Origin of the sequence: Agrococcus phoenicis, from assembly GCF_047302415.1 — a bacterium.
Taxonomy (GTDB): domain Bacteria; phylum Actinomycetota; class Actinomycetes; order Actinomycetales; family Microbacteriaceae; genus Agrococcus.
Window position 1 is genome coordinate 605,099 of the sequence record NZ_CP154854.1, and the last position, 22,969, is coordinate 628,067.

At 72.4% G+C, this 22,969-nt stretch carries 26 protein-coding genes and 1 other RNA gene; 20 read left to right on the forward strand and 7 right to left on the reverse strand.

Features of this window, described 5'->3' with window-relative positions:
* Positions 1-66: 66 nt before the first annotated feature.
* Positions 67-993 (reverse strand): alpha/beta fold hydrolase, encoded by a 927-nt coding sequence (locus tag AA0Z99_RS02945; protein WP_413319298.1) that lies wholly within the window; start codon positions 991-993, stop codon positions 67-69.
* A 181-nt stretch (positions 994-1,174) separates the two neighbouring features.
* Between AA0Z99_RS02945 and AA0Z99_RS02950 the strand changes: the two genes are divergently transcribed.
* The 8 genes from AA0Z99_RS02950 to AA0Z99_RS02985 all read left to right on the forward strand — a co-directional run bounded on the left by AA0Z99_RS02950 (position 1,175) and on the right by AA0Z99_RS02985 (position 6,637).
* On the forward strand, positions 1,175-2,407 hold the full coding sequence (locus AA0Z99_RS02950; protein ID WP_413319300.1) for a CpaF family protein: 1,233 nt from the start codon (positions 1,175-1,177) through the stop codon (positions 2,405-2,407).
* Entirely contained in the window at positions 2,404-3,261 is an 858-nt protein-coding gene (locus AA0Z99_RS02955; RefSeq protein ID WP_413319301.1) for a type II secretion system F family protein, read from the forward strand. Before AA0Z99_RS02950 ends, AA0Z99_RS02955 begins: the two co-directional genes overlap by 4 nt.
* Positions 3,258-4,193, forward strand: a complete 936-nt coding sequence (locus AA0Z99_RS02960; RefSeq protein ID WP_413319303.1) for a type II secretion system F family protein — start codon at positions 3,258-3,260, stop codon at positions 4,191-4,193. Before AA0Z99_RS02955 ends, AA0Z99_RS02960 begins: the two co-directional genes overlap by 4 nt.
* A gap of 11 nt (positions 4,194-4,204) precedes the next feature.
* Positions 4,205-4,393, forward strand: a complete 189-nt coding sequence (locus AA0Z99_RS02965) for a hypothetical protein (protein ID WP_413319305.1) — start codon at positions 4,205-4,207, stop codon at positions 4,391-4,393.
* A complete protein-coding gene (locus AA0Z99_RS02970) occupies positions 4,393-4,773 on the forward strand; it encodes a TadE/TadG family type IV pilus assembly protein (protein ID WP_413319307.1) in 381 nt (126 codons plus the stop codon). Before AA0Z99_RS02965 ends, AA0Z99_RS02970 begins: the two co-directional genes overlap by 1 nt.
* The gene (locus tag AA0Z99_RS02975) at positions 4,748-5,239 is read left to right on the forward strand and encodes a hypothetical protein (protein WP_413319309.1); all 492 of its coding nucleotides are present in this window, start codon (positions 4,748-4,750) and stop codon (positions 5,237-5,239) included. The genes AA0Z99_RS02970 and AA0Z99_RS02975 overlap by 26 nt, the downstream gene beginning before the upstream one ends.
* Positions 5,240-5,280: 41 nt before the next feature.
* Complete coding sequence (locus AA0Z99_RS02980) at positions 5,281-5,757, forward strand: pilus assembly protein TadG-related protein (RefSeq protein WP_413319311.1); 477 nt, start codon at positions 5,281-5,283, stop codon at positions 5,755-5,757.
* A gap of 160 nt (positions 5,758-5,917) precedes the next feature.
* Positions 5,918-6,637, forward strand: coding sequence for a dihydrofolate reductase family protein (locus AA0Z99_RS02985; protein ID WP_413319313.1), 720 nt, complete (start codon positions 5,918-5,920; stop codon positions 6,635-6,637).
* A gap of 66 nt (positions 6,638-6,703) precedes the next feature.
* On the opposite strand, the gene AA0Z99_RS02990 is transcribed toward AA0Z99_RS02985, so the two are convergent.
* Complete coding sequence (locus AA0Z99_RS02990; RefSeq protein WP_413319315.1) at positions 6,704-7,933, reverse strand: MFS transporter; 1,230 nt, start codon at positions 7,931-7,933, stop codon at positions 6,704-6,706.
* Positions 7,934-7,988: 55 nt separating this feature from the next.
* Here AA0Z99_RS02990 and prfB point away from each other — a divergent pair, with 55 nt between their 5' ends.
* From prfB to AA0Z99_RS03030, 8 genes are all read left to right on the forward strand, one after another.
* Positions 7,989-9,107 carry a peptide chain release factor 2 gene (gene prfB, locus AA0Z99_RS02995; protein WP_413319317.1) on the forward strand — a complete coding sequence of 373 codons (1,119 nt, stop codon included), beginning with the start codon at positions 7,989-7,991 and terminating at the stop codon, positions 9,105-9,107.
* Positions 9,108-9,114: 7 nt separating this feature from the next.
* A complete protein-coding gene (locus AA0Z99_RS03000) occupies positions 9,115-10,548 on the forward strand; it encodes a 4-hydroxyphenylacetate 3-hydroxylase N-terminal domain-containing protein (protein WP_413319319.1) in 1,434 nt (477 codons plus the stop codon).
* A gap of 97 nt (positions 10,549-10,645) precedes the next feature.
* Entirely contained in the window at positions 10,646-11,377 is a 732-nt protein-coding gene (ftsE, locus tag AA0Z99_RS03005) for a cell division ATP-binding protein FtsE (protein WP_413319321.1), read from the forward strand.
* Positions 11,374-12,288, forward strand: a complete 915-nt coding sequence (gene ftsX, locus AA0Z99_RS03010) for a permease-like cell division protein FtsX (protein ID WP_413319323.1) — start codon at positions 11,374-11,376, stop codon at positions 12,286-12,288. The genes ftsE and ftsX overlap by 4 nt, the downstream gene beginning before the upstream one ends.
* Before the next feature lie 108 nt (positions 12,289-12,396).
* Complete coding sequence (smpB, locus tag AA0Z99_RS03015; protein ID WP_072313836.1) at positions 12,397-12,873, forward strand: SsrA-binding protein SmpB; 477 nt, start codon at positions 12,397-12,399, stop codon at positions 12,871-12,873.
* 95 nt (positions 12,874-12,968) lie between these two features.
* Positions 12,969-13,997 (forward strand): 6-phosphofructokinase, encoded by a 1,029-nt coding sequence (locus AA0Z99_RS03020; protein WP_413319326.1) that lies wholly within the window; start codon positions 12,969-12,971, stop codon positions 13,995-13,997.
* A 116-nt stretch (positions 13,998-14,113) separates the two neighbouring features.
* Positions 14,114-14,484: a transfer-messenger RNA gene (gene ssrA / locus AA0Z99_RS03025) on the forward strand.
* A gap of 100 nt (positions 14,485-14,584) precedes the next feature.
* Entirely contained in the window at positions 14,585-15,952 is a 1,368-nt protein-coding gene (locus tag AA0Z99_RS03030; protein WP_413319328.1) for an NAD-dependent succinate-semialdehyde dehydrogenase, read from the forward strand.
* Positions 15,953-16,016: 64 nt separating this feature from the next.
* Here the strand turns inward: AA0Z99_RS03030 and AA0Z99_RS03035 are convergent, their stop codons facing one another.
* Positions 16,017-16,307 carry a rhodanese-like domain-containing protein gene (locus tag AA0Z99_RS03035; protein WP_413319330.1) on the reverse strand — a complete coding sequence of 97 codons (291 nt, stop codon included), beginning with the start codon at positions 16,305-16,307 and terminating at the stop codon, positions 16,017-16,019.
* A gap of 45 nt (positions 16,308-16,352) precedes the next feature.
* On the opposite strand from AA0Z99_RS03035, the gene AA0Z99_RS03040 reads away from it, so the two are divergent.
* Together AA0Z99_RS03040 and AA0Z99_RS03045 are read left to right on the forward strand one after the other, a co-directional pair.
* Complete coding sequence (locus tag AA0Z99_RS03040; RefSeq protein WP_413319332.1) at positions 16,353-16,823, forward strand: VOC family protein; 471 nt, start codon at positions 16,353-16,355, stop codon at positions 16,821-16,823.
* Positions 16,824-16,911: 88 nt separating this feature from the next.
* Positions 16,912-17,388 (forward strand): hypothetical protein, encoded by a 477-nt coding sequence (locus AA0Z99_RS03045; protein WP_413319334.1) that lies wholly within the window; start codon positions 16,912-16,914, stop codon positions 17,386-17,388.
* A 45-nt stretch (positions 17,389-17,433) separates the two neighbouring features.
* Here AA0Z99_RS03045 and AA0Z99_RS03050 read toward each other — a convergent pair whose 3' ends face one another.
* The 3 genes from AA0Z99_RS03050 to aroA are packed head-to-tail and all read right to left on the reverse strand — an operon-like array spanning position 17,434 to position 20,616.
* A complete protein-coding gene (locus AA0Z99_RS03050; RefSeq protein ID WP_413319336.1) occupies positions 17,434-18,228 on the reverse strand; it encodes an inositol monophosphatase family protein in 795 nt (264 codons plus the stop codon).
* Between the two features lie 19 nt (positions 18,229-18,247).
* Positions 18,248-19,288 (reverse strand): ribosome small subunit-dependent GTPase A, encoded by a 1,041-nt coding sequence (gene rsgA / locus AA0Z99_RS03055; RefSeq protein WP_413319338.1) that lies wholly within the window; start codon positions 19,286-19,288, stop codon positions 18,248-18,250.
* A complete protein-coding gene (gene aroA, locus AA0Z99_RS03060; RefSeq protein WP_413319339.1) occupies positions 19,285-20,616 on the reverse strand; it encodes a 3-phosphoshikimate 1-carboxyvinyltransferase in 1,332 nt (443 codons plus the stop codon). The genes rsgA and aroA overlap by 4 nt, the downstream gene beginning before the upstream one ends.
* Before the next feature lie 95 nt (positions 20,617-20,711).
* On the opposite strand from aroA, the gene AA0Z99_RS03065 reads away from it, so the two are divergent.
* Entirely contained in the window at positions 20,712-21,332 is a 621-nt protein-coding gene (locus AA0Z99_RS03065; protein ID WP_413319341.1) for a sigma-70 family RNA polymerase sigma factor, read from the forward strand.
* Positions 21,329-21,586, forward strand: a complete 258-nt coding sequence (locus tag AA0Z99_RS03070) for a zf-HC2 domain-containing protein (protein ID WP_413319343.1) — start codon at positions 21,329-21,331, stop codon at positions 21,584-21,586. Before AA0Z99_RS03065 ends, AA0Z99_RS03070 begins: the two co-directional genes overlap by 4 nt.
* Positions 21,587-21,625: 39 nt before the next feature.
* Here AA0Z99_RS03070 and AA0Z99_RS03075 read toward each other — a convergent pair whose 3' ends face one another.
* Positions 21,626-22,960, reverse strand: a complete 1,335-nt coding sequence (locus AA0Z99_RS03075; RefSeq protein WP_413319345.1) for a phenylacetate--CoA ligase family protein — start codon at positions 22,958-22,960, stop codon at positions 21,626-21,628.
* Positions 22,961-22,969: the final 9 nt, after the last annotated feature.

Consider the following 22,969-nt stretch of genomic DNA (forward strand, 5'->3'; position numbering starts at 1 on the left):
CGCGCGGAGGGCTCAGCGCCGCGCGGAGCGCTGATCTCGGCGCGGTGGCGCGCGCTGCGGCCTCCGTCAGTCGAGCCGGGCGAGATGCCGCTGCATCGCGGGCACGACGACCTCCGGTCGGTCGCGCTGCACCCAGTGGCCGGCATCCGGCACCACCACGAGATCCGCATCGGGGACGGCCTGGGCAGCTGCGCGGACCGCCGCGAGCGGCACGCCGGAATCGCGCTCGCCGTGCACGAACAGCACCGGCATCGTCAGCTCCGCGAGGCGCGGGCCGTAGCTGGTCGTCTGGGCGCGCAGCCCCACCTCGGCGCGCTGCCACTCGGCGAAGACCTCGATGCCCGTGCCGCGGCGACCCTCGTCGAGGATGGCGTCGAGCAGCTCGGGCGTGCGCTGCGCGGCGGTGCGCACGACCGGGCGCAGGCTGGCTTCGAGCAGGGCGCGGTTGCGCAGTGCCGCGCGGCTCCCGAGCGCGAGCAGACCCGTGCGCGTACCGAGCCAGGACAGCACCTGCACGGGGGCGGCGAGCGGTCCGGGGACGATGGTCTCCATGAGCCCGTAGCTGCCCAGCAGCATGAGGCCAGCGACTCGCTCCGGGTGGCGGAGCGCGTACCCGATGGCGAGGCCGCCGCCGAGCGAGAGGCCGCCGATGGCGCACCGCTCGATCCTGAGCGCATCGATGAGCGACGCGACGGAGCCCAGGAGGCGGTCCTGGGTGGCGCTCCAGGCAGCCCTGGCGCTGCCGCCGTACCCGGGGTGGTCGGGGGCGATCACCCGGTAGCCGGCCGAGGCGAGCTCGCCGCCGATCTCGCCCCAGGAGAGCAGCGCTGAGTCCAGTCCACCGCCGTGGAGCAGCAGCAGCGTCGGCGGCGCGCCTGTGGGTCTCGGCGATCGCGATGGCGGGGTGGAAGGCTCCCACTCGAGGTAGGACACGGCTCCCCAGGGCAGCGCGACGGTGCGGCGGGCGTGGGGTGCGGGCGCGGTGGTCATCATCGCCGATGGTATTGGCGACGCGACGCGATCGCGCGGCGCCCGAGTCGCAGCCGCCCCGTCGTGCCCGCAAGCTGCCGTCGCCTGGCGCTGCGCGCGTCGCGGACCGGCGTCGGGTCCGGGGGCGCTGCGACCTGTGGACAACTTCTCCTGCGCCCGCCGCCGGTCGAGTTCACTGGCCGGCATGCACCAAGCCGTCGCCGAGATCACCGCCAGCGTGCGGGCGAAGGTGCGTCGCGACGGCATCGATCTGGCCGGCTCCGGCGACCTCGCTGCACGCTACGTGCGGGAGGCGGTCCGCGCCTACGCCGAGCGCTCGTTGGGCGGCAGCCTGCCGATGCTGGCCGACGAGCGGAAGGCCGAGCGCGATGTGCTCGCGGCCGTATCGGGCTACGGTCCGCTGCAGCCCTACCTCGACGACCCCGAGATCGAGGAGCTCTGGGTCAACCAAGCATCACGCGTCTTCTGCGCTCGCGGCGGAGTGAGCGAGCAGCTGCCGCTCCGCCTCACCGAGGCGGAGGTGCGAGACCTCGTGGAGCGCATGCTCTCCACCACCGGCCGCAGGGTCGATCTCAGCTCGCCCTTCGTCGACGCGTCGCTGCCGGACGGCTCGCGCCTCCACGTGGCCAGCGGTGATGTCGCGCGCGGGGCGATCAGCCTGAACATCCGCAAGTTCTCGCGCCGCCTCGCATCGTTGACGGCGCTCGTCGAGCGCGGCGCGCTCAGCCAGCAGGCTGCAGCCTTCCTCAGGCAAGCGGTGGTGGCGGGCTGCAACATCCTCGTCTCGGGCCCCACGCACGCCGGCAAGACGACGATGCTGAACGCCCTGCTGGCGGCGGTGCGCCCTGGCGAGCGCGTCGTGACCGTCGAGGAGACCTTCGAGCTCGATCCTCCGGTCGACGACATCGTCGGTCTCCAGTGCCGCCAGCCATCGCTCGAGGGCACGGGAGAGATCTCCCTGCGGCGCCTCGTCAAGGAGTCGCTGCGCATGCGGCCGGACCGGTTGGTCGTCGGCGAGGTGCGCGAGGCCGAGGCGCTCGACCTGCTGGTCGCGCTGAACTGCGGCGTGAGCGGCATGTGCTCGATCCACGCCAACTCGGCCCGCGATGCCCTCAGCAAGCTCACGACGCTCCCGCTGCTCGCGGGCCGCAACATCGACGTCGGCTTCGTGGTCCCGACGGTCGCGCAGTGCATCGATCTCGTGGTGCACCTCGCGATCGACGCGCGCGGCAACCGGCACGTGGTCGAGATCCTCGCGCCGACCGGTCAGGCGACGGCGGGGGTGATCGAGGCGTCGAGCCTGTTCGCCTTGCGCGGCGGGTTGCTCGAGCCCACCGGCTCGCACCCCGCGCGATCGGCGAAGTTCGCGGCGGCCGGCGTCGATCCGACCGCGCTGCTCTCCAGGGTCACCGCATGACGTGGCTCCTGGGTGCGGCGCTCGGGCTCGGCCTCGTCCTCGTCGCGAGCCCCTGGCTCTGGCCGCGCAGCTCGGGCGTCGGCGACGCACGCCCCCGTGCCACGCTCCTGGATCGCCTCACCCACGCCGGGCTCGACGACGCGCCGCCGCTCGCGCTGGCCCTCGTCGCGCTGCTCACCGGCACGCTGGCGGCAGGTCTCGCGCTCGCGCTCGCGCCGGTCGTCGCAGTCGCTGGTGCCGCGTTCGCCGCGGGCGCGGCGGCCCCGGTGATCGCCGTCCGCTGGCGCGCTCGGCGTCGCCGCACCGCGCAGGCAGCGGTCTGGCCGGACGTCGTCGACCACCTGGTCTCCGCTGTGCGCAGCGGTCTGGCCCTCCCGGACGCGGTGGCGCAGCTCGAGCACGCAGGTCCCGCGATCACGCGCGCCGCCTTCGCCGCCTACGCAGCCGATCAACGCGCGACGGGCTCGTTCGGCTACGCGCTCGATCGGCTGAAGGCCCGGCTCGCCGACCCGGTCGCGGACCGCATCGTCGAGACGCTCCGGATGGCCAGGGAGGTCGGCGGCACCGAGGTGACGACCGTGCTGCGGGAGCTGGCGGCCTACCTCCGCGTCGACCTCGCGACCAGGGGTGAGCTGGAGGCGCGCCAGACCTGGATCGTCAGCGCGGCCCGGTTGGGCGTCGTCGCTCCGTGGATCGTGCTGCTGCTGCTGTCGACGCGGCCCGAGGCCGCGCAGGCGTACAACTCGCCCGGCGGCTTCGCGCTCATCGCCGCAGGAGCGGCGATCACCTGGATCGCCTACCGCGTGATGCTGCGCATCGGCGCGCTCCCCACCGAGGCCCGGTGGTTCGCATGACCGCCGAGGTCGGGTGGAGCCTGATCCTCGGCACGACGCTGGGCTTCGGCGCGTGGATGATCGTCAGCACGGTGCCGTTGCTGCGGAGGCCGCTGCTGCTGCACCGCGTCGCGCCGCACGTGCTCGACGTCTCCTCGGGCGCACGCGACCTCATGGCTCGTCGCCGAGTGAACCCGCTGGGCATCGTCGGCGTGGTCGCATCGCCGGTGGGCGATCGCCTCACCCCCATAGTGCACGCGGTGCTCGGCGCGCCCGACGGCATCGCTCGACGGCTTCGCCAGGCGTCCGCGAAGGAGAGCGTCGGCGAGTTCCGCGGCCGTCAGCTGCGCTGGGCCGTGCTCTGCGGAGCGGTGGGGGCAGCGCTCGGTGTCATCGGTGCGGTGCAGGGCGGACCGGTCGCGCTGCCGGCTGCGCTCGGGCTGCTCTGCGCTGCCATCGGGGCGTTCGCTGTGGACTGGTCGCTCCAGCGGCGAGCCACGCGTCGGCTCGATCGCATCTCGAGCGAGCTGCCCTCGATCCTCGAGTTCATCTCGTTGAGCCTCGCCGCGGGCGAGGGGCTGCAGGATGCCCTTCGCCGGGTCGGAGGAGCGGGGCAGAGTGCGCTGGGTCGGGAGCTCGCAGGCGTGGTGGCCGACGCAGCCGCCGGCTCGAGCCTCACCGTCGCCCTGACCACGCTGGCGGAGGATCTGCGGCATCCCGGGGTCACGCGCTGCGTCGACCAGATGCGGGGCGCGCTCGAGCGAGGGACACCGCTCGCCCAGACGTTGCAGGCGCAGGCGCTCGACGCCCGCGAGGCGGCGAAGCGCGATCTGCTCGAGGCAGCGGGTCGCAAGGAGATCTCGATGCTGGTGCCGCTGGTGTTCGGGCTGCTGCCCACCACCGTCGCGTTCGCCCTGTGGCCCGGCATCCACGTGCTCCATGTCGGATTCTGAAGGAGGAAGCAATGACGACGATCAGCAGACGGTGCTCGCGACTGGCGGGACGCATCCAGCAGGAGGAGCGCGGCGACGTTCCCGGCTGGGTGCTGGTGACCCTCATGACGGCGGGGCTCGTGATCGTGATCTGGACGGTCGCGGGGCCTGCGCTCACGGGGGTGTTCGAGCAGGCCATCGCGCGCGTCACGAGCTTCTGATGGGGGTGGCCGACGAGCGCGGGTCGGCGGTCGCGGAGTTCACGATGGTCGCGGGCCTGCTCGTGGCGCTCGTGCTGTCGGTGCTGCAGCTGGCGCTCGCGCTGCATGTGCGGGCGACGGTGACCGATGCGGCAGCCGAGGGCGCGAGGCACGCGTCCCTCGTCGGCGCAGACGCGGCGGCGGGAGTCTCGCGCACCCGCGCGCTCATCACCACCGCCATCGGCGCTGACTACGCGCAGCACGTGTCCGCCGCTCGCAGCGAGGTCGACGGCCTCGACACGATCGCGATCCGCGTGGTCGCGCCGCTTCCCGTCCTCGGACTGCTCGGTCCGACCTCGCTGGAGGTGAGCGGCCATGCACCGGTCGAGACGCTGGGGTGAGCAGGGCGGAGGTCGCCGCCTCGTCGCGGCGCTGCGCGACGACCACGGCTCCGCGTCGCTCGAGTTCCTGAGCGTCGGGGCCCTGCTCCTCGTGCCCTTGGTCTACCTCGTCCTCACGCTCGGCCAGGTCCAGCACGCGGTGCTCGGCGTCGAGGGCGGAGCCCGGCACGCCGCCCGCGCGATCGCGCAGTCCCACAGCCACGGCGACGGCCTCGCCGCGGCAGACCGCGCCATCCGCGTGGCGCTCACCGGTGCAGGGGTCGCGTCGTCCGACGCGACCGTGTCGATCGTCTGCGCTCCGAGCCCGGGCGATTGCACCACCCCGCGGGGCACGGTCACGGTCGAGATCGCCGTCACGGTCCCGCTGCCCCTCGCTCCGCCGCTCCTCGACCTCGACGTGGGACTCGGCGTGCCGGTCTCGGCGGTCGCGATGCAGCCGGTCTCCGCGTTCGGGCGCGCTCCGTGACGCGCCTCGCAGGAAGAGCATGCGATCGGCCGGCGCAGTGCGTGCGAGGACGAGCGCCGAGCCGAGGCGGCGCGACGAGCATCTGGCGGCGCCTCGGATCGGACGAGCAGGGCTCCACGCTCGTGCTCACGATCAGCTTCGCAGCGCTGGCGCTCGCCCTCATCCTCGCGGTGACCGCGGCCACGAGCCTCCTGATCGAGCGTCGTCGGCTGTTCACCGTCGCCGACGGTGCGGCGCTCGCGGCGGCGGAGGCGTTCGCGCTCGAGCAGGTGCGCTTCGACGGCCGGTCGGCGAGCCCCGAGCTCGCCGATGCGGCCGTCGATCGTGCTGCTGCGGCGTGGGCGGCCCGAGCAGCGAGCGACCTCGACGCGATCCAGGTCGTGGGCGCGAGCGCCGACGCGCGCAGCGCCACCGTCACGATCTCGAGCGCGTGGCGACCGCCGGTGGTCTCGATCCTGCTGCCGGAGGGCATCCGCCTCGACGTCACCTCGACGGCGAGAGCCGTCTTCGTCGACTGAGCGCCGCCGCCGAGCACCGCCACCGTGCTTCGCTGCCGAGCACCGCCACTGCGCACCGCCGCCGACCAGCGCGGTCGAGGCGCATCCCCGCGGGCGATCGCCGTCGAACCGCCGTCAAGATGCTCGCGACTCGTCTCGCGAGCGCCGCTACCCTCGCAGCATGAGCGAGCAGCCACGCACCTCGCGCGAGATCGACCCCGAGGGCATCGACGACGCTGTCGCAGGCAGCTCGTCGGCCGGTGACCCCGAGCGCGCTGCCTCGTCGGCCGGCTCCGCCGCGCTCGGCGGCCGCACGCGTGAGCTCGTCTACTACGTCGCCGTCAGCCTCGACGGCTGCATCGCGGATCCGGAGGGCGGGTTCGAGGCACTGCTCGGCGGCGGCGATCACGACAGCGTCGTCTTCGACGAGTACGCGGATGCGCTGCCCGCGCACGCGCACGCGGCGCTCGGCATCGAACCCCCGCGCACGCGATTCGACACCGTGATCATGGGCTGGAACACGCTCACCCCGGCGCTCGACGCGGGCATCGCGAGCCCGTACCCGCACCTGCGGCAGGTGGTCGCGAGCCGCACCCACCGCGAGGTCGACCCGGCGATCGAGCTCACGGCCGACCCGCTCGCCGCCGTGCGCGCGCTGAAGCAGGAGGACGGGCTCGACATCTGGCTCTGCGGCGGCGGAGCGCTCGCAGGCACGCTGCTGCCGGAGATCGACCGGCTCGTGCTGAAGCGGCACCCGGTGGTGCTCGGCTCGGGCATCCGCGTGTTCGGCGACGCCGACTGCGAGCCGCGCAGGTTCGCGCTCCAGCGCGCCCGCGCCTTCAGCTCGGGCGTGGTCGTCGAGGAGTACGCCGCGGGAGCCGCGCAGCAGGCGAGCATCTGAACAGCTGACCCCTGCCTCCTGGCGGGAGAGCGACGGGGCCTCCCCGGCGGACGGTGTGCCCGCCCGCTAGCCCCGGGCCTTGCGCGGCAGCCAGCGCAGCAGCATCGCGGTGCCCACGACGCACAGCGCAGCCAGCCCGCCGGCCGCCCACGCGATCGACGCGACCGAGATGAGCAGCGAGATCAGCAGCGGCGCCGCGGCACCGCCCGCGTCGGTCGTGAGGCGCCAGGCACCGAGGAACGGCGCGGGGTTCCGCGGATCGGCCAGGTCGGCGCCGAGGGTCATCAGGATGCCGGAGCCGAGCCCGTTGCCGAGCGCCATGAGCAGCGCCGCTGCCACGAACCATCCGACCGCCCCATCGACATCGTGCGAGAGCGCCAGGGCCACGAACGACGCCGCCATGAGCGTCAGCGACGGCACCACGCTCCAGAGGCGGCCGAAGCGATCCATGACCCAGCCGGAGATGAAGAAGAGCGCGAAGTCGACGCCGCCCGCGACGCCGATCACGAGGCCCGTCGTCACGCCGTCGAGCCCGATCGAGACGGCCCAGAGCGGCAGCAGCACGTTGCGCGCCTGGCGCGCGAGCGCGAGCATCGCGGCGCCGACGCCGACCGTCGCGAGCACCCGGGCGTGCTGGCGCACGACGCTCCAGATGCCGGTGCGCTCCTGCCGCAATTCGATGACGCCGGTCGTCGGCGGCGTGCGCTCGAAGACCGACGAGGGGTCGGGGAGCACCACGAGGACCACGATCGCGATGATCGTGCCGAGCGCGCAGACGAGCCAGACGCTGCTGACGCCGAGGCCGAGCCCGAGCACCGCCGAGCCGATCAGCGGCCCGACGAACATGCCCAGGCGGAAGATGCCGCCGAGCGTCGACAGCGCCCGTGCCCGGTAGCGCAGCGGCACGTAGGTGGTCATGAACGCATGCCGCGCGAGCGCGAACACCGCATGGCCGAGGCCCAGCACGAAGATGGCGAGGCCCAGCATCCAGACCGTCGTGGCGACGTAGGCGATCGCGAGCGCCACGAGCACCAGCAGGCCCGCCCCGATCATCGTCGGCCGCTCGCCGAAGCGCGCGACCACCGAGCCGCCGGGCAGGTCGCCGGCGAGCTGGCCGACCGTCAGCATCGCCGCGACGATCGCCGCGACGGCGAGCGTTGCGCCCAGATCGCCCGCGATGAGCGGGATGTAGGGGATGACCGCACCCTCGCCGATCGCGAACGCGGCGGTGGGCACGTAGGCGGCGCCCGCGATCCTGCGCCACGGGAACCGCTCCGACTGGTCGATGCCGCTCACAAGGCGAGCCTAGGACTGCGAACCGACCGCGCTCGCGTCGGTAGGCTGGGGCATCATGGCCGATCTCGACATCGCCGGCGCCATCGCCGAGCTGCGCTCCACGTTCTTCGACATCAAGTCGGTGCTCGACGCCGAGCGCCTGCAGGCCGACATCGACCGGCTCTCCGAGGCTGCCGGCGCGCCCGACCTGTGGGACGACCCGGAGGCCGCGCAGAAGGTGACGAGCGAGCTCAGCCACGCGCAGACCGACCTGCGCCGCATCACCGAGACCGAGCAGCGCATCGACGACCTCGAGGTGCTGGTCGAGATGGCGAACGAGGAGCGCGACGAGGCGACGCAGCACGAGGCGAAGAAGGAGCTCAAGGGCCTGCAGAAGGTGATCTCCGAGCTCGAGGTGCGCACGCTGCTCGACGGCGAGTTCGACGCGCTGCCCGCCGTCGTCACGATCCGCGCCGGCGCCGGCGGCGTCGACGCATCCGACTTCGCCGAGATGCTGCTGCGCATGTACCTGCGCTACGCCGAGCAGCACAGCATGCCCGTCAGCGTCTACGAGACCAGCTACGCCGAGGAGGCGGGCATCAAGTCGGCCTCGTTCGAGATCAACGCGCCCTACGCCTTCGGCAACATGTCGGTCGAGGCAGGCACCCACCGCCTCGTGCGCATGAGCCCCTTCGGTGCCGCCGGCAAGCGGCAGACCTCGTTCGCGGCGGTCGAGGTGGTGCCGCTGTTCGAGCAGGTCGACGAGGTCGAGGTGCCCGAGAGCGACATCCGCGTCGATGTCTTCCGCTCGTCGGGCCCGGGCGGCCAGAGCGTGAACACGACCGACTCGGCGGTGCGCATCACGCACATCCCGACCGGCATCGTCGTCTCGATGCAGAACGAGAAGAGCCAGATCCAGAACCGCGCGGCCGCGATGCGCGTGCTGCAGAGCCGCCTGATGCTCGTGCAGCGCGAGGAGGAGGCGGCCCGCAAGAAGGAGCTCGCCGGCAACATCGCCGCCAGCTGGGGCGACCAGATGCGCTCCTACGTGCTCGCGCCGTACCAGATGGTCAAGGATCTGCGCACGCTCCACGAGCAGAACAACCCCTCCGCGGTCTTCGACGGCGATCTCGACGGCTTCATCGCGGCGGGGATCCGGTGGCGCAAGCGCCAGCAGCAGGAGTCCGACGACTAGGAGCACCATGGCTCGGCCCTCCGACGCTCGCCCGCAGACCGGCGCCGACTACCTCGCGAGCCTCGACGACGGCCGCGTCGTCATCCACGACGGCCTGCCCGTCGCGCGCGTGGCCGAGCATCCCGAGATGCGCGGCCTCGCGCACACGATCGCGGGGCTGTACGACTCGCTGCACGGCGAGGGCAGCGGTGCGGGCGAGCGCGGCACGCGCCCCGTGCTCGTCCCGACCTCCGACGGCGCCGGCCTCACGCATCCGTTCTGGGTGCTGCCGCAGACGCGCGACGACCTGCGCGCGCAGCGCGAGGCGATCCGCGCCTGGCAGCGCCAGACGCACGGCTGGGTCGGGCGCACGCCGGAGTTCATGGCGAGCGTGATCGGCTCCATGGCCGCGCACGCGCCGTTCTTCGGCCGCTTCGAGCAGCAGGTGCGCGACATGTACGCCCGCGACCAGCGCGATGTCACGCACTACGCGCAGGCGCTCGTCAACCCGCCGGTCGACCGCGACCTGCCGCCCGACGAGGTGGCGGATGTGTTCCTCCACGTCGTGCGCGAGACCGACGAGGGCGTCGTCATCCGGGGAGCGAAGGCCGTCGTCACCGGCGCCGCGACCGCGCAGCGGCTGCTCGTGTCGCACTTCGGCGGCGAGGTGCAGACGGCCGACTTCGCGATCGCGGCCTCCGTGCCGGTCGCGACCGAGGGCATCCGCGTCTACACCCGCGGCACGCCCGCCCGCCCCGACCAGCCGCTCGCGAACCGCTTCGCCGAGCACGACGCGCTCGTGGTCTTCGACGACGTGCTGGTGCGCTGGGAGGACGTCTTCATCCGCGACCCCGAGACGATGCTGGCGTTCAACAGCGGCGCCGTCGGCTGGAACGTGCGCCTCGTCTTCCAGGCCACGACGAGGCTCGAGGCCAAGCTCGAGCGCATCGCCGGGCTCGCCGTGCGCGCCACGGAGATCATGGGAACGAGCGAGCTGCGCGGCGTGCAGGCGGCGCTCGGCGAGCTGATCGCGTACCGCGACACCGTGGCGGCGCTGCGCGACGCGATGATCGAGCAGGCGGTGCCCTCCGGCGACTCGCTCGGGCCCGGGCCGCACGCGGCGATGGCCTTCGCGGGCTACGGCCCCGACGCCTACAGCCGCATGCGCGTGACGCTGCAGACCATGCTCGCCTCCGCCTTCGCGCACCTGCCGGTGCCGCTCGACGCCCTCGGCAGCGAGCACGTCGCCCCGATCGAGCCGCTGCTGCGCGGCTCCGGCGGAGCGGATGCGCGGGAGCGCCTCGAGGTCATGGGCGAGCTGTGGGATGCGGTCGGCAGCGGCTTCGGCGCGCGGCACGAGCTCTACGAGCGCAGCTACTTCGGTCAGCCCGAGCGCATGCACCTCGGGATCCTGCGCGGCGCGCAGGCGACAGGGCGCGTCGCTGCGTGGCAGGGCCGCTGAGGCAGGAGGGCCCGCCGCTGCTCGCAGCGACGCATCCGCCGCCGCGCCGACGCGGTGCCGCGCCGAACGCGCGCGGCACCCGTAGCCTCGACAGGTCATGATCCGGTTCGACGAGGTCTCGAAGACCTACTCCCGCAAGGCCCGCCCCGCCCTCGACGGCATCTCGTTGGAGATCCTCAAGGGCGAGTTCGTGTTCCTCGTCGGCGCCTCGGGCTCCGGCAAGTCCACGCTCATCCGCATGGTGCTGCGCGAGGAGACCCCCTCGAGCGGCGAGGTGCACGTGCTCGGCCAGCGGCTGAAGGCGCTGCCCAGCCGCCGCGTGCCGTTCTTCCGCCGCAACCTCGGGGTCGTCTTCCAGGACTTCCGGCTGCTGAACAACAAGACGGTCTACGAGAACGTCGCGTTCACGCTCCAGGTGATCGGCAAGAGCCGCGGTTTCATCTCCGAGGCCGTGCCCGACGTGCTGAAGATCGTCGGCCTCGCCGGCAAGGCGAGCCGCCTGCCGCACGAGCTCTCCGGCGGCGAGCAGCAGCGCGTCGCGATCGCCCGCGCCGTCGTCAACCGACCCCCGATCCTGCTCGCCGATGAGCCGACCGGCAACCTCGACCCCTCGACGAGCGCGGGCATCATGGCGCTGCTCGCGCGCATCAACGAGGGCGGCACGACCGTGGTGATGGCGACGCACGAGGCGTCGATCGTGGACGAGATGCAGAAGCGCGTCGTCGAGCTCGACGCCGGCGTCATCATGCGCGACGAGGCGCACGGCAGCTACCGCCGGCACCTGGCCGAGCTGGAGGACACCCCCGTGGGCCTGGAGGAGATCGCATGAGGCTGCAGCTGATCTCGCAGGAGGTCTGGAGCGGCCTGCGCCGCAACCTGTCGGTCGTCGTCTCGGTGGTGCTCGTCACCTTCATCTCGCTCTCCTTCGTGGGTGCCGCGATCCTGCTGCAGCTGCAGATCAACCAGATGAAGGGCTTCTGGTACGACCGAGCGCAGGTCGGCATCTACTTCTGCGGCCCTGTCGACGCGACCGAGACCTGCACCCAGACCGCGGCGACCGCAGAGCAGGTGGAGGCCGTGCGGGATGTGCTGGAGAGCGGCGCGATCGCGCCCTACGTCGACCACGTGGAGTTCGAGGATCGCGAGCTGGCGTACGAGCACTTCATCGAGCAGTTCGGCGGCACGGCGAGCGCGGAGTTCGCGAGCCCCGAGACGATGAACGAGGCGCTCTGGGTGCGACCCTCGGCACCCACCGACGCCGACCTCATCAGGGAGGCGACCTCCGCGCTGCCCGGGGTGCTGGAGGTGCGCGACCAGCGGGCGCTGCTCGAGCCCATCTTCCAGGTCCTGAACACCGCGAGCCTCGCCGCGATCGGCGTCGCCGTGCTGATGCTCGTCGCCGCGGTGCTGCTGATCTCGACCACGATCAGGCTCTCGGCGTTCTCCCGCAAGCGCGAGCTGGGCATCATGCGGCTCGTCGGCGCCTCGAACCGCTTCATCCAGACGCCCTTCATCATCGAGGGGGTCGTCGCGGCGCTGCTGGGCGCTGTGCTGTCAGCCGCCTCGGTGGTGGCGATCGTCCACTTCTTCCTGCAGGGCTACGTGGCGCCCATGCTGCAGACGATCGCGATCGTGACGGTGGAGGACGCCCTCGTCGTCGCACCGATCCTGGTCGCGATCGGCGTGCTGTTCGCCGGCGTCGCGGCAGCGGTCGCGATCCGTCGGTACCTGAAGATCTGACGACGGGCCTCCCACGCGGGTCGTCGCTGGGGTAGGCTGAACGGCTGCCCGCACCGCGGGCCGCGACTGCCGACACCCGACCGACCACCCACACACCAGGAGCCACCCATGCCGCGCGAACAGGGGCACAAGGTCGTGGCGCAGAACCGCAAGGCGCGCCACGACTACACGATCGAGGATCGGTTCGAGGCTGGTCTGGTGCTGCGCGGCACCGAGGTGAAGTCGCTGCGGGCGGGGCGGGCATCGCTCGTCGACGGCTACGCATTCATCGACGGGGGAGAGGCCTGGCTCGACGCCGTGCACATCCCCGAGTACGGCCAGGGCACGTGGACGAACCACCCGCCGCGCCGCAAGCGCAAGCTGCTGCTGCACCGGGACGAGATTGAGAAGCTGCAGGGCAAGGTGTCGCAGGGCGGCTACACGCTCGTGCCCCTCTCCCTCTACTTCTCCGACGGCCGCGCGAAGGTCGAGCTGGCGGTCGCGAAGGGCAAGCGCGAGTATGACAAGCGCCACGCGCTGCGCGAGCGGCAGGACAAGCGCGAGGCCGATCGCGCCATGCGCTCCCGCAACCGCCTCGGCGACTAGCGCGGCGCGGGCGCCCCGTTCGACAAACAGGGGCGCAGTCGCTTTGATGGTCTCGCTGGCAGGGTTCACCCAGGGCCCTCCGGTGGGAAGGTGAAATGCGAGTCGGCATCCTCACGTCCGGCGGCGACTGCCCCGGCCTCAACGCTGTCATCCGAGCGGCGGTGCTCACCGGCATGGTGCACCACGGCCTCGAGTTCGTCGGCATCCGCGACGGCTACCGCGGCCTCGTCGACGGCGATGTGCGCGTGCTCAACCGCTCGTCGGTGCGCGGCACGAGCCGCATCGGCGGCACCATCCTCGGCACGAGTCGCACGAACCCCTACGACGGCCCCAACGGAGGCGCCGAGAAGGTCAAGCAGACGCTCTCGCGCCTCGGGATCGACGCGGTGATGGCGATCGGCGGCGAGGGCACCCTCGCTGCAGCGAACCGCCTGGCCGATGACGGGCTGCCGATCGTCGGCGTGCCGAAGACCATCGACAACGACCTCGACGCCACCGACTACACCTTCGGCTTCGACACCGCCGTGCAGATCGCGACGGAGGCCGGCGACCGGCTGCGCACCACCGGCGACTCGCACATGCGGTGCATGGTGCTGGAGGTGATGGGCCGCCACGTCGGCTGGATCGCGCTGCACACCGGCATCGCCACGGGCGCGCACGTCACGCTGATCCCCGAGCAGCCGCGCTCGATCGAGTGGATCAGCGAGTACGTGCAGTCGGTGTACGACCGCCGCCGGGCGCCGCTCGTCGTGGTCTCTGAGGGCTTCAAGCTCGAGGGCATGGAGGAGGCGCACTCGCACAAGGGGCTCGACGCGTCCAACCGCCCGCGCCTGGGCGGCATCGGCGAGCTGCTCGCCCCGATGATCGAGGAGCGCACCGGCATCGAGTCGCGCTCCACCGTCCTCGGCCACATCCAGCGCGGCGGGGCGCCCAGCGGCGCCGATCGCGTGCTGGCGACGCGCTTCGGCCTCGCGGCGATCGATGCGATCGTCGCGGAGGAGTGGGGCTCGATGGTCTCGCTGCGTGGCACCGACATCGTGCGGGTGCCGATGGCGGATGCGCTGGGCGACCTGAAGCGGGTGCCGGAGCACCGCTACCGCGAGGCGGAGATGCTGTTCGGCTGATCGCGAGGGGTTGCCGAGGCGCGCGCACGCGCGCTATCGTGGTGGGCTGGCCTCGCCAGCGCGCCGGTTGCGTCCGGCATTGGGAACTCAACAGCGTGCGACTCGCACCACTCCATGGGGATGATCGGTTTCGACAGCGCCTCAGTCGGAGCGGGAAGCGGGTAGAGGATGCAGGGTTATCTCTTGAACGCTCCCTGCACAACCATAGGTGCCAACGCAAAGCGCACCGACTTCGCCCTCGCTGCATAAGCGAGCCTGAAGTCCGTCAGACCGGGGTCGCTCTCGCCCCGGACCCTGGCGTCGTTTTGAGAGCTTGCTGCGCCGCTGCGTCACAGGGCGGCGCGGGACGTGCACTGTGACTGGGCTCGTCGACCTAGGTGCTCAGGACAAAGGTCGGAGCCGAGCAGAACGCCTTCCCTGAGCTGCACCCGGAGAAGCCGCACGGTTTGAGCGTTGGACGGGGGTTCGATTCCCCCCATCTCCACCATCGGGCCGAGTCGCACGCTGTTGAGAGCTCCCGCTCGCCTCCCCGTACGCTGGCCTCCCAGTACGCTGGGGTCGTCCCCGACCCTGCGAGGAGGCAGAGCGTGAGCGAGTACAAGGTCACCGATCCCTACACCGGCGAGGTCGTCAAGGAGTATCCGACCGCGACCGATGCCGAGGTCCGCGCGGCGATCGATCGTGCGCACGCCGCGTTCGAGCCGTGGTCGCGGACGCCGATCGCCGAGCGGGCAGCCGTGATCGCCAGGGCCGCCGACGCCTTCGCCGAGCGCTCCCGCGAGCTGGCCGAGATCATCCGCACCGAGATGGGCAAGCCCATCGACCAGGGCGTCTTCGAGGCCGAGTTCTCGAGCGAGATCATCCGCTACTACGCCGACAACGCCGAGGCCTTCCTCGCCGACGAGGTGCTGGAGGTGCGCTCGGGCGTCGACGCACGGGTGCGCAAGTCGGCGCAGGGCGTGATCCTCGGCATCATGCCCTGGAACTACCCCTACTACCAGGTCGCGCGCTTCGCCTTCCCGAACCTCGTGCTCGGCAACACGGTCGTGCTCAAGCACGCGCCGCAGTGCCCGTGGTCGGCGAGCGTGATCGCCGAGATCCTCGCGGAGGCAGGGCTGCCCGCCGGCGCCTACGAGAACGTCTTCGCCACCAACGACCAGATCGGTGAGATCGTCATCCCCGACCCGCGCGTGCGCGGCGTCTCGCTGACGGGCTCCGAGCGGGCAGGTGCGGCCGTCGCCGAGATCGCCGGCCGCAACCTCAAGAAGGTCGTGCTCGAGCTGGGCGGCAGCGACCCGTTCATCGTGCTGTCGGCGGACGACATGGACGCGGTGGTCGACAGCGCCGTCGAGGCGCGGATGGAGAACTCGGGTCAGGCGTGCAACGCCTCGAAGCGCTTCATCGTCGTCGACGAGCACTACGACGAGTTCACCGAGAAGCTGAGCGCCGCGCTCCGCGCGCTACCCGTCGGCGGCGCTGAGGACGAGGACGCGCTGATCGGGCCGCTCTCGTCGCAGGCCGCGGCCGACCGGCTGCGCAGCCAGGTCTCCTCGGCGATCGACGAGGGCGCGCAGGTGCTGGTGGGCGAGCCGACGGCGCCCGGTGACACGCGCGTGGCGCCGGCGCTGCTCGGCGGCGTGACGGCCGAGATGGACGCGTACCGCGAGGAGCTCTTCGGTCCGGTCGGCACGGTCTACCGAGCGCGCGACGTCGACGACGCCGTCAGGATCGCGAACGACACGCCCTTCGGTCTCGGCTCCCGCGTGTGGTGCAAGGACCCCGAGCTCGCGCTCGCGGTCGCGGACCGCATCGATGCCGGCATGGTGTCCATCAACGGCGCCGGCGCCGAGGACTACGACATGCCCTTCGGGGGCACGAAGCGCTCTGGCTACGGCCGCGAGCTCGGCCCCCACGGCATGGAGGAGTTCATGAACAAGAAGCTCATCGTCGGCTGACGCTCGGCAGCTCGACGGATGCGGCGCTCGATCGTGAGCGCCGCATCCGTCGTCTCGCGGTCGGTCAGTCGATCGTGCCGATCATGGGTCGGCCCGCGGCCGCCCACGCGACCGTGCCGCCGGCGACGTTCACCGCGTCGAGGCCCTGGTGCTCGAGGTAGGCGACCACCTGACCGCTGCGCCCGCCGGTGCGGCAGATGACGGCGGCGCCATCCGGCACCTCGTGGAGGCGCTCGACGATCTGGCTCATCGGGATGTGCACGGCGCCCTCGGCGTGGCCCTGCTGCCACTCGTGGGGCTCGCGCACATCGATGAGCGGACGGTCGGCGACCTCGGGCGGCGTGATCTCTCGCATGCATCGAGGCTAGCGAAGCCGAGATCCGGGGAGCATGATGCCCCCATGGATGTCAGCACCTGCCTCTGGTTCGACGGGCGCATCGAGGAGGCGGCGGAGCTCTACGCCTCGCTCGTGCCCGGCTCGTCGGTCGGCGCGGTGACGCGCTATCCCGACCCCAACCCGTTCCCGAGCGGGACACCGGGCGAGGCCGTCACGATCGAGCTCTCGCTCGCCGGCACCGGCTACATGCTGCTCAACGGCGGCCCGATGTTCCCGCTCTCCGAAGCCGTGTCGATCGTGCTCGTCGTCGACGGGCAGGAGGAGGTCGACCGGCTGTGGGATGCGCTCACCGCCGACGGGGGCGCGGCGTCGCAGTGCGGCTGGTGCGAGGATCGCTTCGGGCTCTCCTGGCAGGTGATCCCGCGCCGATACCTCGAGCTCGCTGCCGGGCCGAGCGCCGCCGCCGTGCAGCGCGCGATGTCGCAGATGCAGAAGCTCGACGTGGCGGCGCTGGAGGCGGCTGCGGCGGCCTGACGCACGGATTCGAGCCCCAGCCGCCTGTGCGGTGACTGTGCGAGGATCCAGTCGTCGCGCGACAGCCGTGCGCAGGAGAGGAATCGCCATGCAGCTCCGTCCCATCGCCGCCACCACGATCGTGGCAGCCTTCGCACTCGGGCTCGCGGGATGCTCGATGAGCCCGCCCGCCACCGAGCCCGCCGCCGAGACCGAGTCGAGCGAGACCACGGAGACCACGGAGGGCACGGAGACGGGCGAGACCGACGCGGCAGAGGGCGGCGACGCCGCCGACGCGCCCGTCGAGGGCTGGCCGGCCGAGGTGCCCGTGCCGCCGGGCGAGATGCAGCAGGATGCCTCCAACGGCAACCAGACGGTCGTCGTCTTCCAGGTCGACGACGCGGGGGCCGCCGACACGTACGCGGCCGACCTCGAGGCCGCCGGCTTCTCGCCGATGGAGGAGGGCACCCAGGAGATCGCAGGCGTCGTCGCCAACGTCTACCAGGGCAGCGGTCACATCGTCGCGGTCTCGACGGTCGAGGCCGGCGACATGGTCATGCTGAGCGTCGCGATCCAGCCGCTCTAGCGCGCTGCGGCCCGCGCCCGGTCGACGAGCGACCGGGCGCGGGCATCAGCTCTCGCGGCGGGCGAAGCGCTCGAGCAGCTCGTCGTGCAGCAGGCCGTTCGTGGCCAGCGCCGTCCCGTGCCAGGGGCCGGGCTCGCCGTCGATCGACGTGAAGCGGCCGCCCGCCTCCTGCACCACCGGCACGAGCGCGGCCATGTCGTAGGGCTGCAGGTCGAACTCGCCGACGGCGTCGATCTTGCCCTCGGCGAGCAGCATGTAGCTCCAGGCATCGCCGTAGGAGCGCGCTCGCCACACGTCGCGCTGCCAGGCGACCAGGTCGTCGATGCGGCCCGCGCCGTCCCAGCCCTGGATGGAGTTGTAGGAGACGGCGGACTCCGCAGACGCTCGCACCCCCGACACCCGGATCCGCTGCGGCGACTCGGCGCCCGCCGCGAGGGTCCACGCGCCGCTGCCCGTCGCAGCCCACCACCGAGCGCCGAGCGCAGGGGAGGAGACGACGCCGACGACCGGCTCCCCGTCGATCGCGAGCGCGATGAGGGTCGCCCACACCGGCGCCCCGCGCAAGAAGTGCGCGGTCCCGTCGATCGGATCGATGATCCACTGCCGAGAGCCCTCCCCGGCCTGCCCGAACTCCTCGCCGAAGATCGCGTCGCCCGGGCGCTCGGCGGCGAGCACAGCTCGGATGCGCTGCTCGACCGCGCGGTCGGCGTCGGTGACGAAGGTGGTGTCGGGCTTCGCGGTGATCTCGAGGTCGCGGGCGCCGAAGCGGTCGAGCGAGATCGCGTCGGCCGCATCCGCCAGGCGCAGGGCGAGGGCGAGGTCGTCGTCGTAGCTGGTCACACAGCCAGCGTAGGCGCACTCACTCCTGGTGGCGCAGCTCTCGGGCGGCGACCAGGGTGCCGAGCAGTCTCTGCATCGAGTCGACGCGGCGCCGCTCGAGGCGGCCGTCGGCCGCGGCGATCGCGAGCTCGCAGTACTCCTCGCTCACCAGGTGCGTGCAGCCGCGCGGGCACTCCTCGGCGACCTCCGCGAGGTCGGGGAACCCGCGCAGCACGCTGGCGGTCGCCACGTGCCCGAGGCCGAAGGAGCGCACGCCCGGCGTGTCGATGATCCAGCCGTCGCCGAGCTTGAAGGAGACCGTCGACGACGAGGTGTGGCGGCCGCGTCCCGTGACGGCGTTGACGTGACCGACGGCGCGATGCGCGTCCGGCACGAGGGCGTTGACGAGCGTCGACTTGCCGACGCCCGAGTGGCCGACGGCGACCGTGGTGTGGCCGGTGAGGCGCTCGCGCAGCGCCTCCACGGGAGGATCGCCGAGCGACGACCGCCACACCTCCACGTCGAGGCCCGCGAAGTTCGCGATGAACGGCTCGGGATCGGCGACATCCGTCTTGGTCATCACCAGCACCGGTGTGATGCCCGCGTCGAGCGCGGCCACGAGGTAGCGGTCCACCATGCCGGCTCGGGGCGGCGGGTCGGCGGAGGCGACGACCATGAGCATGACGTCGGCGTTCGCGACGATGACGCGCTCGATGACGTCGGCGTCGTCCGCCGAACGGCGCAGCACCGTCGTGCGCGGCTGGATGCGCACGATGCGGGCGAGCGATCCCTCCTCGCCGGTGGTGTCGCCGACCACGTCGACCCGGTCGCCCGCGACGATGGCCTGCGTGCGCAGCTCGCGCGCCCGCGCCGCGGTCACGACCGCCTCATCGGCCTCGCCGACGCGCACGGCCAGTCGGTAGCGGCCGCGGTCGACGCCGGTGACGATGCCGGTGACCGCGTCGTCGTGCTCGGGGCGGTGCTTGGAGCGCGGCCGGTTCGCCTTCGGGTTCGGCCGCTCGCGCACGCTCGACTCGTCGTACTCCTCGTACGGATCCTCGAAGTCCTGCATCCAGCTCACGCGGCCCTCGTCCCGCCTTCGAGCATCGCTGCCCAGAGCTCCGGGAACTCGGGGATCGTCTTCGCCGTCGCCCCGATGTCATCGACCTCGATGCCCGGCACTCGCAGCCCCACGACCGCGGCGGCGGTGGCGATCCGATGGTCGTCGAAGGCGCCCCAGCTGCCGCCCGTCAGCGCCGCGGGCTCGATGCGGATGCCGTCGGGCAGCGCGGTCGCCCGACCGCCGAGCGCGTTCACGTTGTCGACGAGCGCGCGGATGCGGTCGGTCTCGTGGCCCCGGATGTGTCCGATGCCCGTCACCTCGACCGGTGCCGCGGCGAGGGCCCCGAGCGCGACGATCGTGGGTGCGAGCTCGCCTGCCGCGTGCATGTCGAGGGTGGCGCCGGGGATGCTGCCGCCGACGGCCTCGACCGTCAGGCGGCCCTCCGACACGGAGGTCTCGGCTCCGAAGGCCGCCAGCAGCGACGGCAGCGTCGCGCCGACCTGCGTGGTCTGCGCGGGCCAGCCGTCGAGCACGACCCGGCCGCCGACCGCGACCACGGCGGCGAGGAACGGCGCCGCGTTCGAGAGATCGGGCTCGATCTGCTCGTCGAGCGCCGCGATCGGGCCGGGCTCGACGCGCCAGGAGGCGTCCCCTGTGCGGCGGGCGTCGACACCGCGCTGGCGCAGGGCCTCGAGGGTCATCTCGATGTGGGGGATGGAGGGGAGCCTGCTGCCGCGATGGTGCAGCGTGAGGCCCTGCGCGAAGCGCGGTGCCGCCAGCAGCAGTGCCGAGACGAACTGGCTCGATGCGCTCGCGTCGATCTCGAGCTCGCCGCCCGCCACGCCGCCGGCGCCGTGCACGGTGAAGGGCAGCCGAGCCTCGTCGGCATCGACGCGCACGCCCAGTGCGCGCAGGGCCGCGACCGTCTGATCCATGGGTCGCTCGCGCGCGTGCGGATCGCCGTCGAAGCGCACGACGCCCTCGCCGAGCGCGGCCACGATCGGAAGGAAGCGCATCGCGGTGCCCGCGAGGCCGCAGTCGATGTCGCCGCTGCCGGCGATCGGCTGGGTCGCGATGGCGAGGTCCGGGCCGAAGGCGCCGTCGCCCGGCACCTCGCGGATGACGGCGCCGAGCACCCGCAGGCCCTCGACCATGATGCTCGCGTCGCGGCTGCGGAGCGGGCGGTGCAGCGTCGAGGGGCCATCGGCGAGCGCGGCGAGCAGCAGCGCGCGGTTGGTCAGGCTCTTCGACCCGGGGAGCTGCACGCGCGCGTCGATCCTGGCGGAGGCAGCGGGCGCGACCCAGGCGCGCGCTGCGGGCTGGCGGGAATGCTCTGCGTGGCTCATCGGTTGCAATCTATCGGTCAGGGAGCGATCTGGAGGAGGTGCCCGTGGCGACAGCGACCCTCGCGGCGAGCCGCGCGACACTAGACTCAGCCGCGATGACGAGCGAACACGGCCAGGTCAGCGAGCAGGCGCAGCGCAGCACGCGCGACGACTTCGTCGAGCAGGCGATGCAGTACGCCGATCAGCTCTACGCCGCTGCCATGCGCATGACGCGCAACCCCGCGGACGCGGCCGACCTGGTGCAGGAGACGCTGCTGAAGGCCTACGCGGCCTACGGCTCGTTCAAGCAGGGCACCAACCTCCGCGCCTGGCTCTACCGGATCCAGACCAACACCTACATCAACCTCTATCGCAAGCAGCAGCGCCGACCCTTCGAAGCGCCGCTGGACGACATGGAGGAGTGGCAGATCGGCGACGCCGAGTCGTTCACCGCCACCTCCTCGCGCAGCGCCGAGGCCGAGGCGATCCACCGGATGCCCTCGGGCATCGTGAAGGACGCGCTGCAGCAGGTGCCCGTGGACTTCCGCATGGCCGTCTACTGGGTGGATGTCGAAGGTCTGAGCTACGCGGAGACGGCCGAGGTGATGGAGACCCCGGTCGGGACCGTGATGAGTCGGCTGCACCGCGGCCGCAAGCTGCTGCGCGGCCTCCTGGCCGACTACGCCCGTGAGCAGGGGATCGCGGTGCCGGACACCGAGAAGGAGAAGAAGCCGTGAGCGCACTCGACGAGAAGCAGGACTGCACGCAGGCGCGGGCCGCGCTCGAGGAGTACCTGCACAAGGAGCTCTGCGCCGAGGACGCGGCGGATGTGCGCGCGCACCTCGACGCCTGCGAGGAGTGCTCGGCCGAGCACCACGTGGGAGAGACGCTCACCGTCGCGCTGCAGGGCGCCTGCAAGGATCGCGCGCCCGAGGAGCTGCGCGATCGGCTCCTGGCGAGCCTGCGCGCCGCGAAGGCGCAGCACGGCTGACCGGAGGGGAGCCGGCCGACGCGAGGTCGTGTCCGATGCTCAGGGAGTCGGCGGCACGTCGCTGATGACGTACTTGATCTTGCCGCCGGTGTAGGGCAATCGCTCGACGTACTCCACCCGGACGGGCACCTCGTGCGCGATGCGCTCCCGCAGGTCGGCGGCAGCGCGCTCGACGTGCGCTCGCGCGAGCGGAGACTCGCCCTCGATCACGCGGATCGTGATCGAGGCATCCGCCTGCTGATGGATCTGGAACAGGCGCACCGCGGCCGGCTCCGCGGAGAACATGCCCATCAGCCGATGCGCGAGCACGGCCCCGCTGGGCAGGCGGATGAGGTCGGTGGTGCGGCCCTGCGGCTGCTCCATCATCGGCAGCGCGCTGCCGCATCGGCAGGGCTCCGCGCGCAGCGCCCCGCGGTCGCCGGTGCGGTATCGGATGAGCGGGAAGACCCTGTTGCGCAGATCGGTGACGACGATGTCCCCGACCTCGCCGGGCGCGACCGGCTCGCCGTCGGCGTCGACGACCTCGATGCGGCGCACGTCGGCGAAGATGTGGAGTCCGTCGCGGCACGCGCACTCGCCCGCCATCCAGCCGAACTCGGAGCCTCGGTACTCATCGTGCACCGGAGCCCGGAAGGCTGCCTCGAGGCGCGCCCTGATCGCCGCGGTGAGGGGTGCAGCCGTGGTCGCGACGGCATGCGGCACGGGCACCGAGAGCCCGCGGCGCTCGAGGAAGTCGGCGAACTCGACCATCGCACCGACGTAGCCCTCGATGAGCCGGGGGCGCGTGGCTCGCAGCGCGCGGTGGAACGCCAGCATCGTCTCGGGGGAGAGCAGTCCGGCGTCCAGGTAGGTCTGCCGCGTCGGCCACCAGGACACCGCGTTCTTGAGCGTCGCGCGCCGGTCGAAGCTCCACCGGCCGATGCGCGCCAGGTCGTCGTGCGGGGCGACGCCCCACCAGGCGTACATGCGCCAGCTGAGCGCGAGGGCCGGCACGCGCGCATCGTGCAGGGTGCGGAGCGGCTCGCCGGTGCTGCCGCCGGTGAGCGCGGGCCTGGACGTCGACGAGCGAGCCTGGGGCGTCGGGAAGTCGGCGGAGCGCGCCTTGACCGTCGCGCGATCCAGGATCGGCAGGCGCCGCCAGGCGGTGTCGTCCTGCAGCGCCGCGGGATCGATGTCGAGCGCGCCGTACGTCTGGCGGTAGAAGGGCGAGCTCGTCATCGCGAACGCGACGATCCCGATCGCGAGCGCGCGCTCCATCGCGGCGAAGTCGTCGCGACCCATCCGCTCGTTGCCGCGCAGCTCGTCGTAGAAGCGCCCGGCGCCCGCTCGCACGGTGCGGGCCTTGGCGGTGAACGCGACGCTCCTGAGGGACACGGTGCCGCC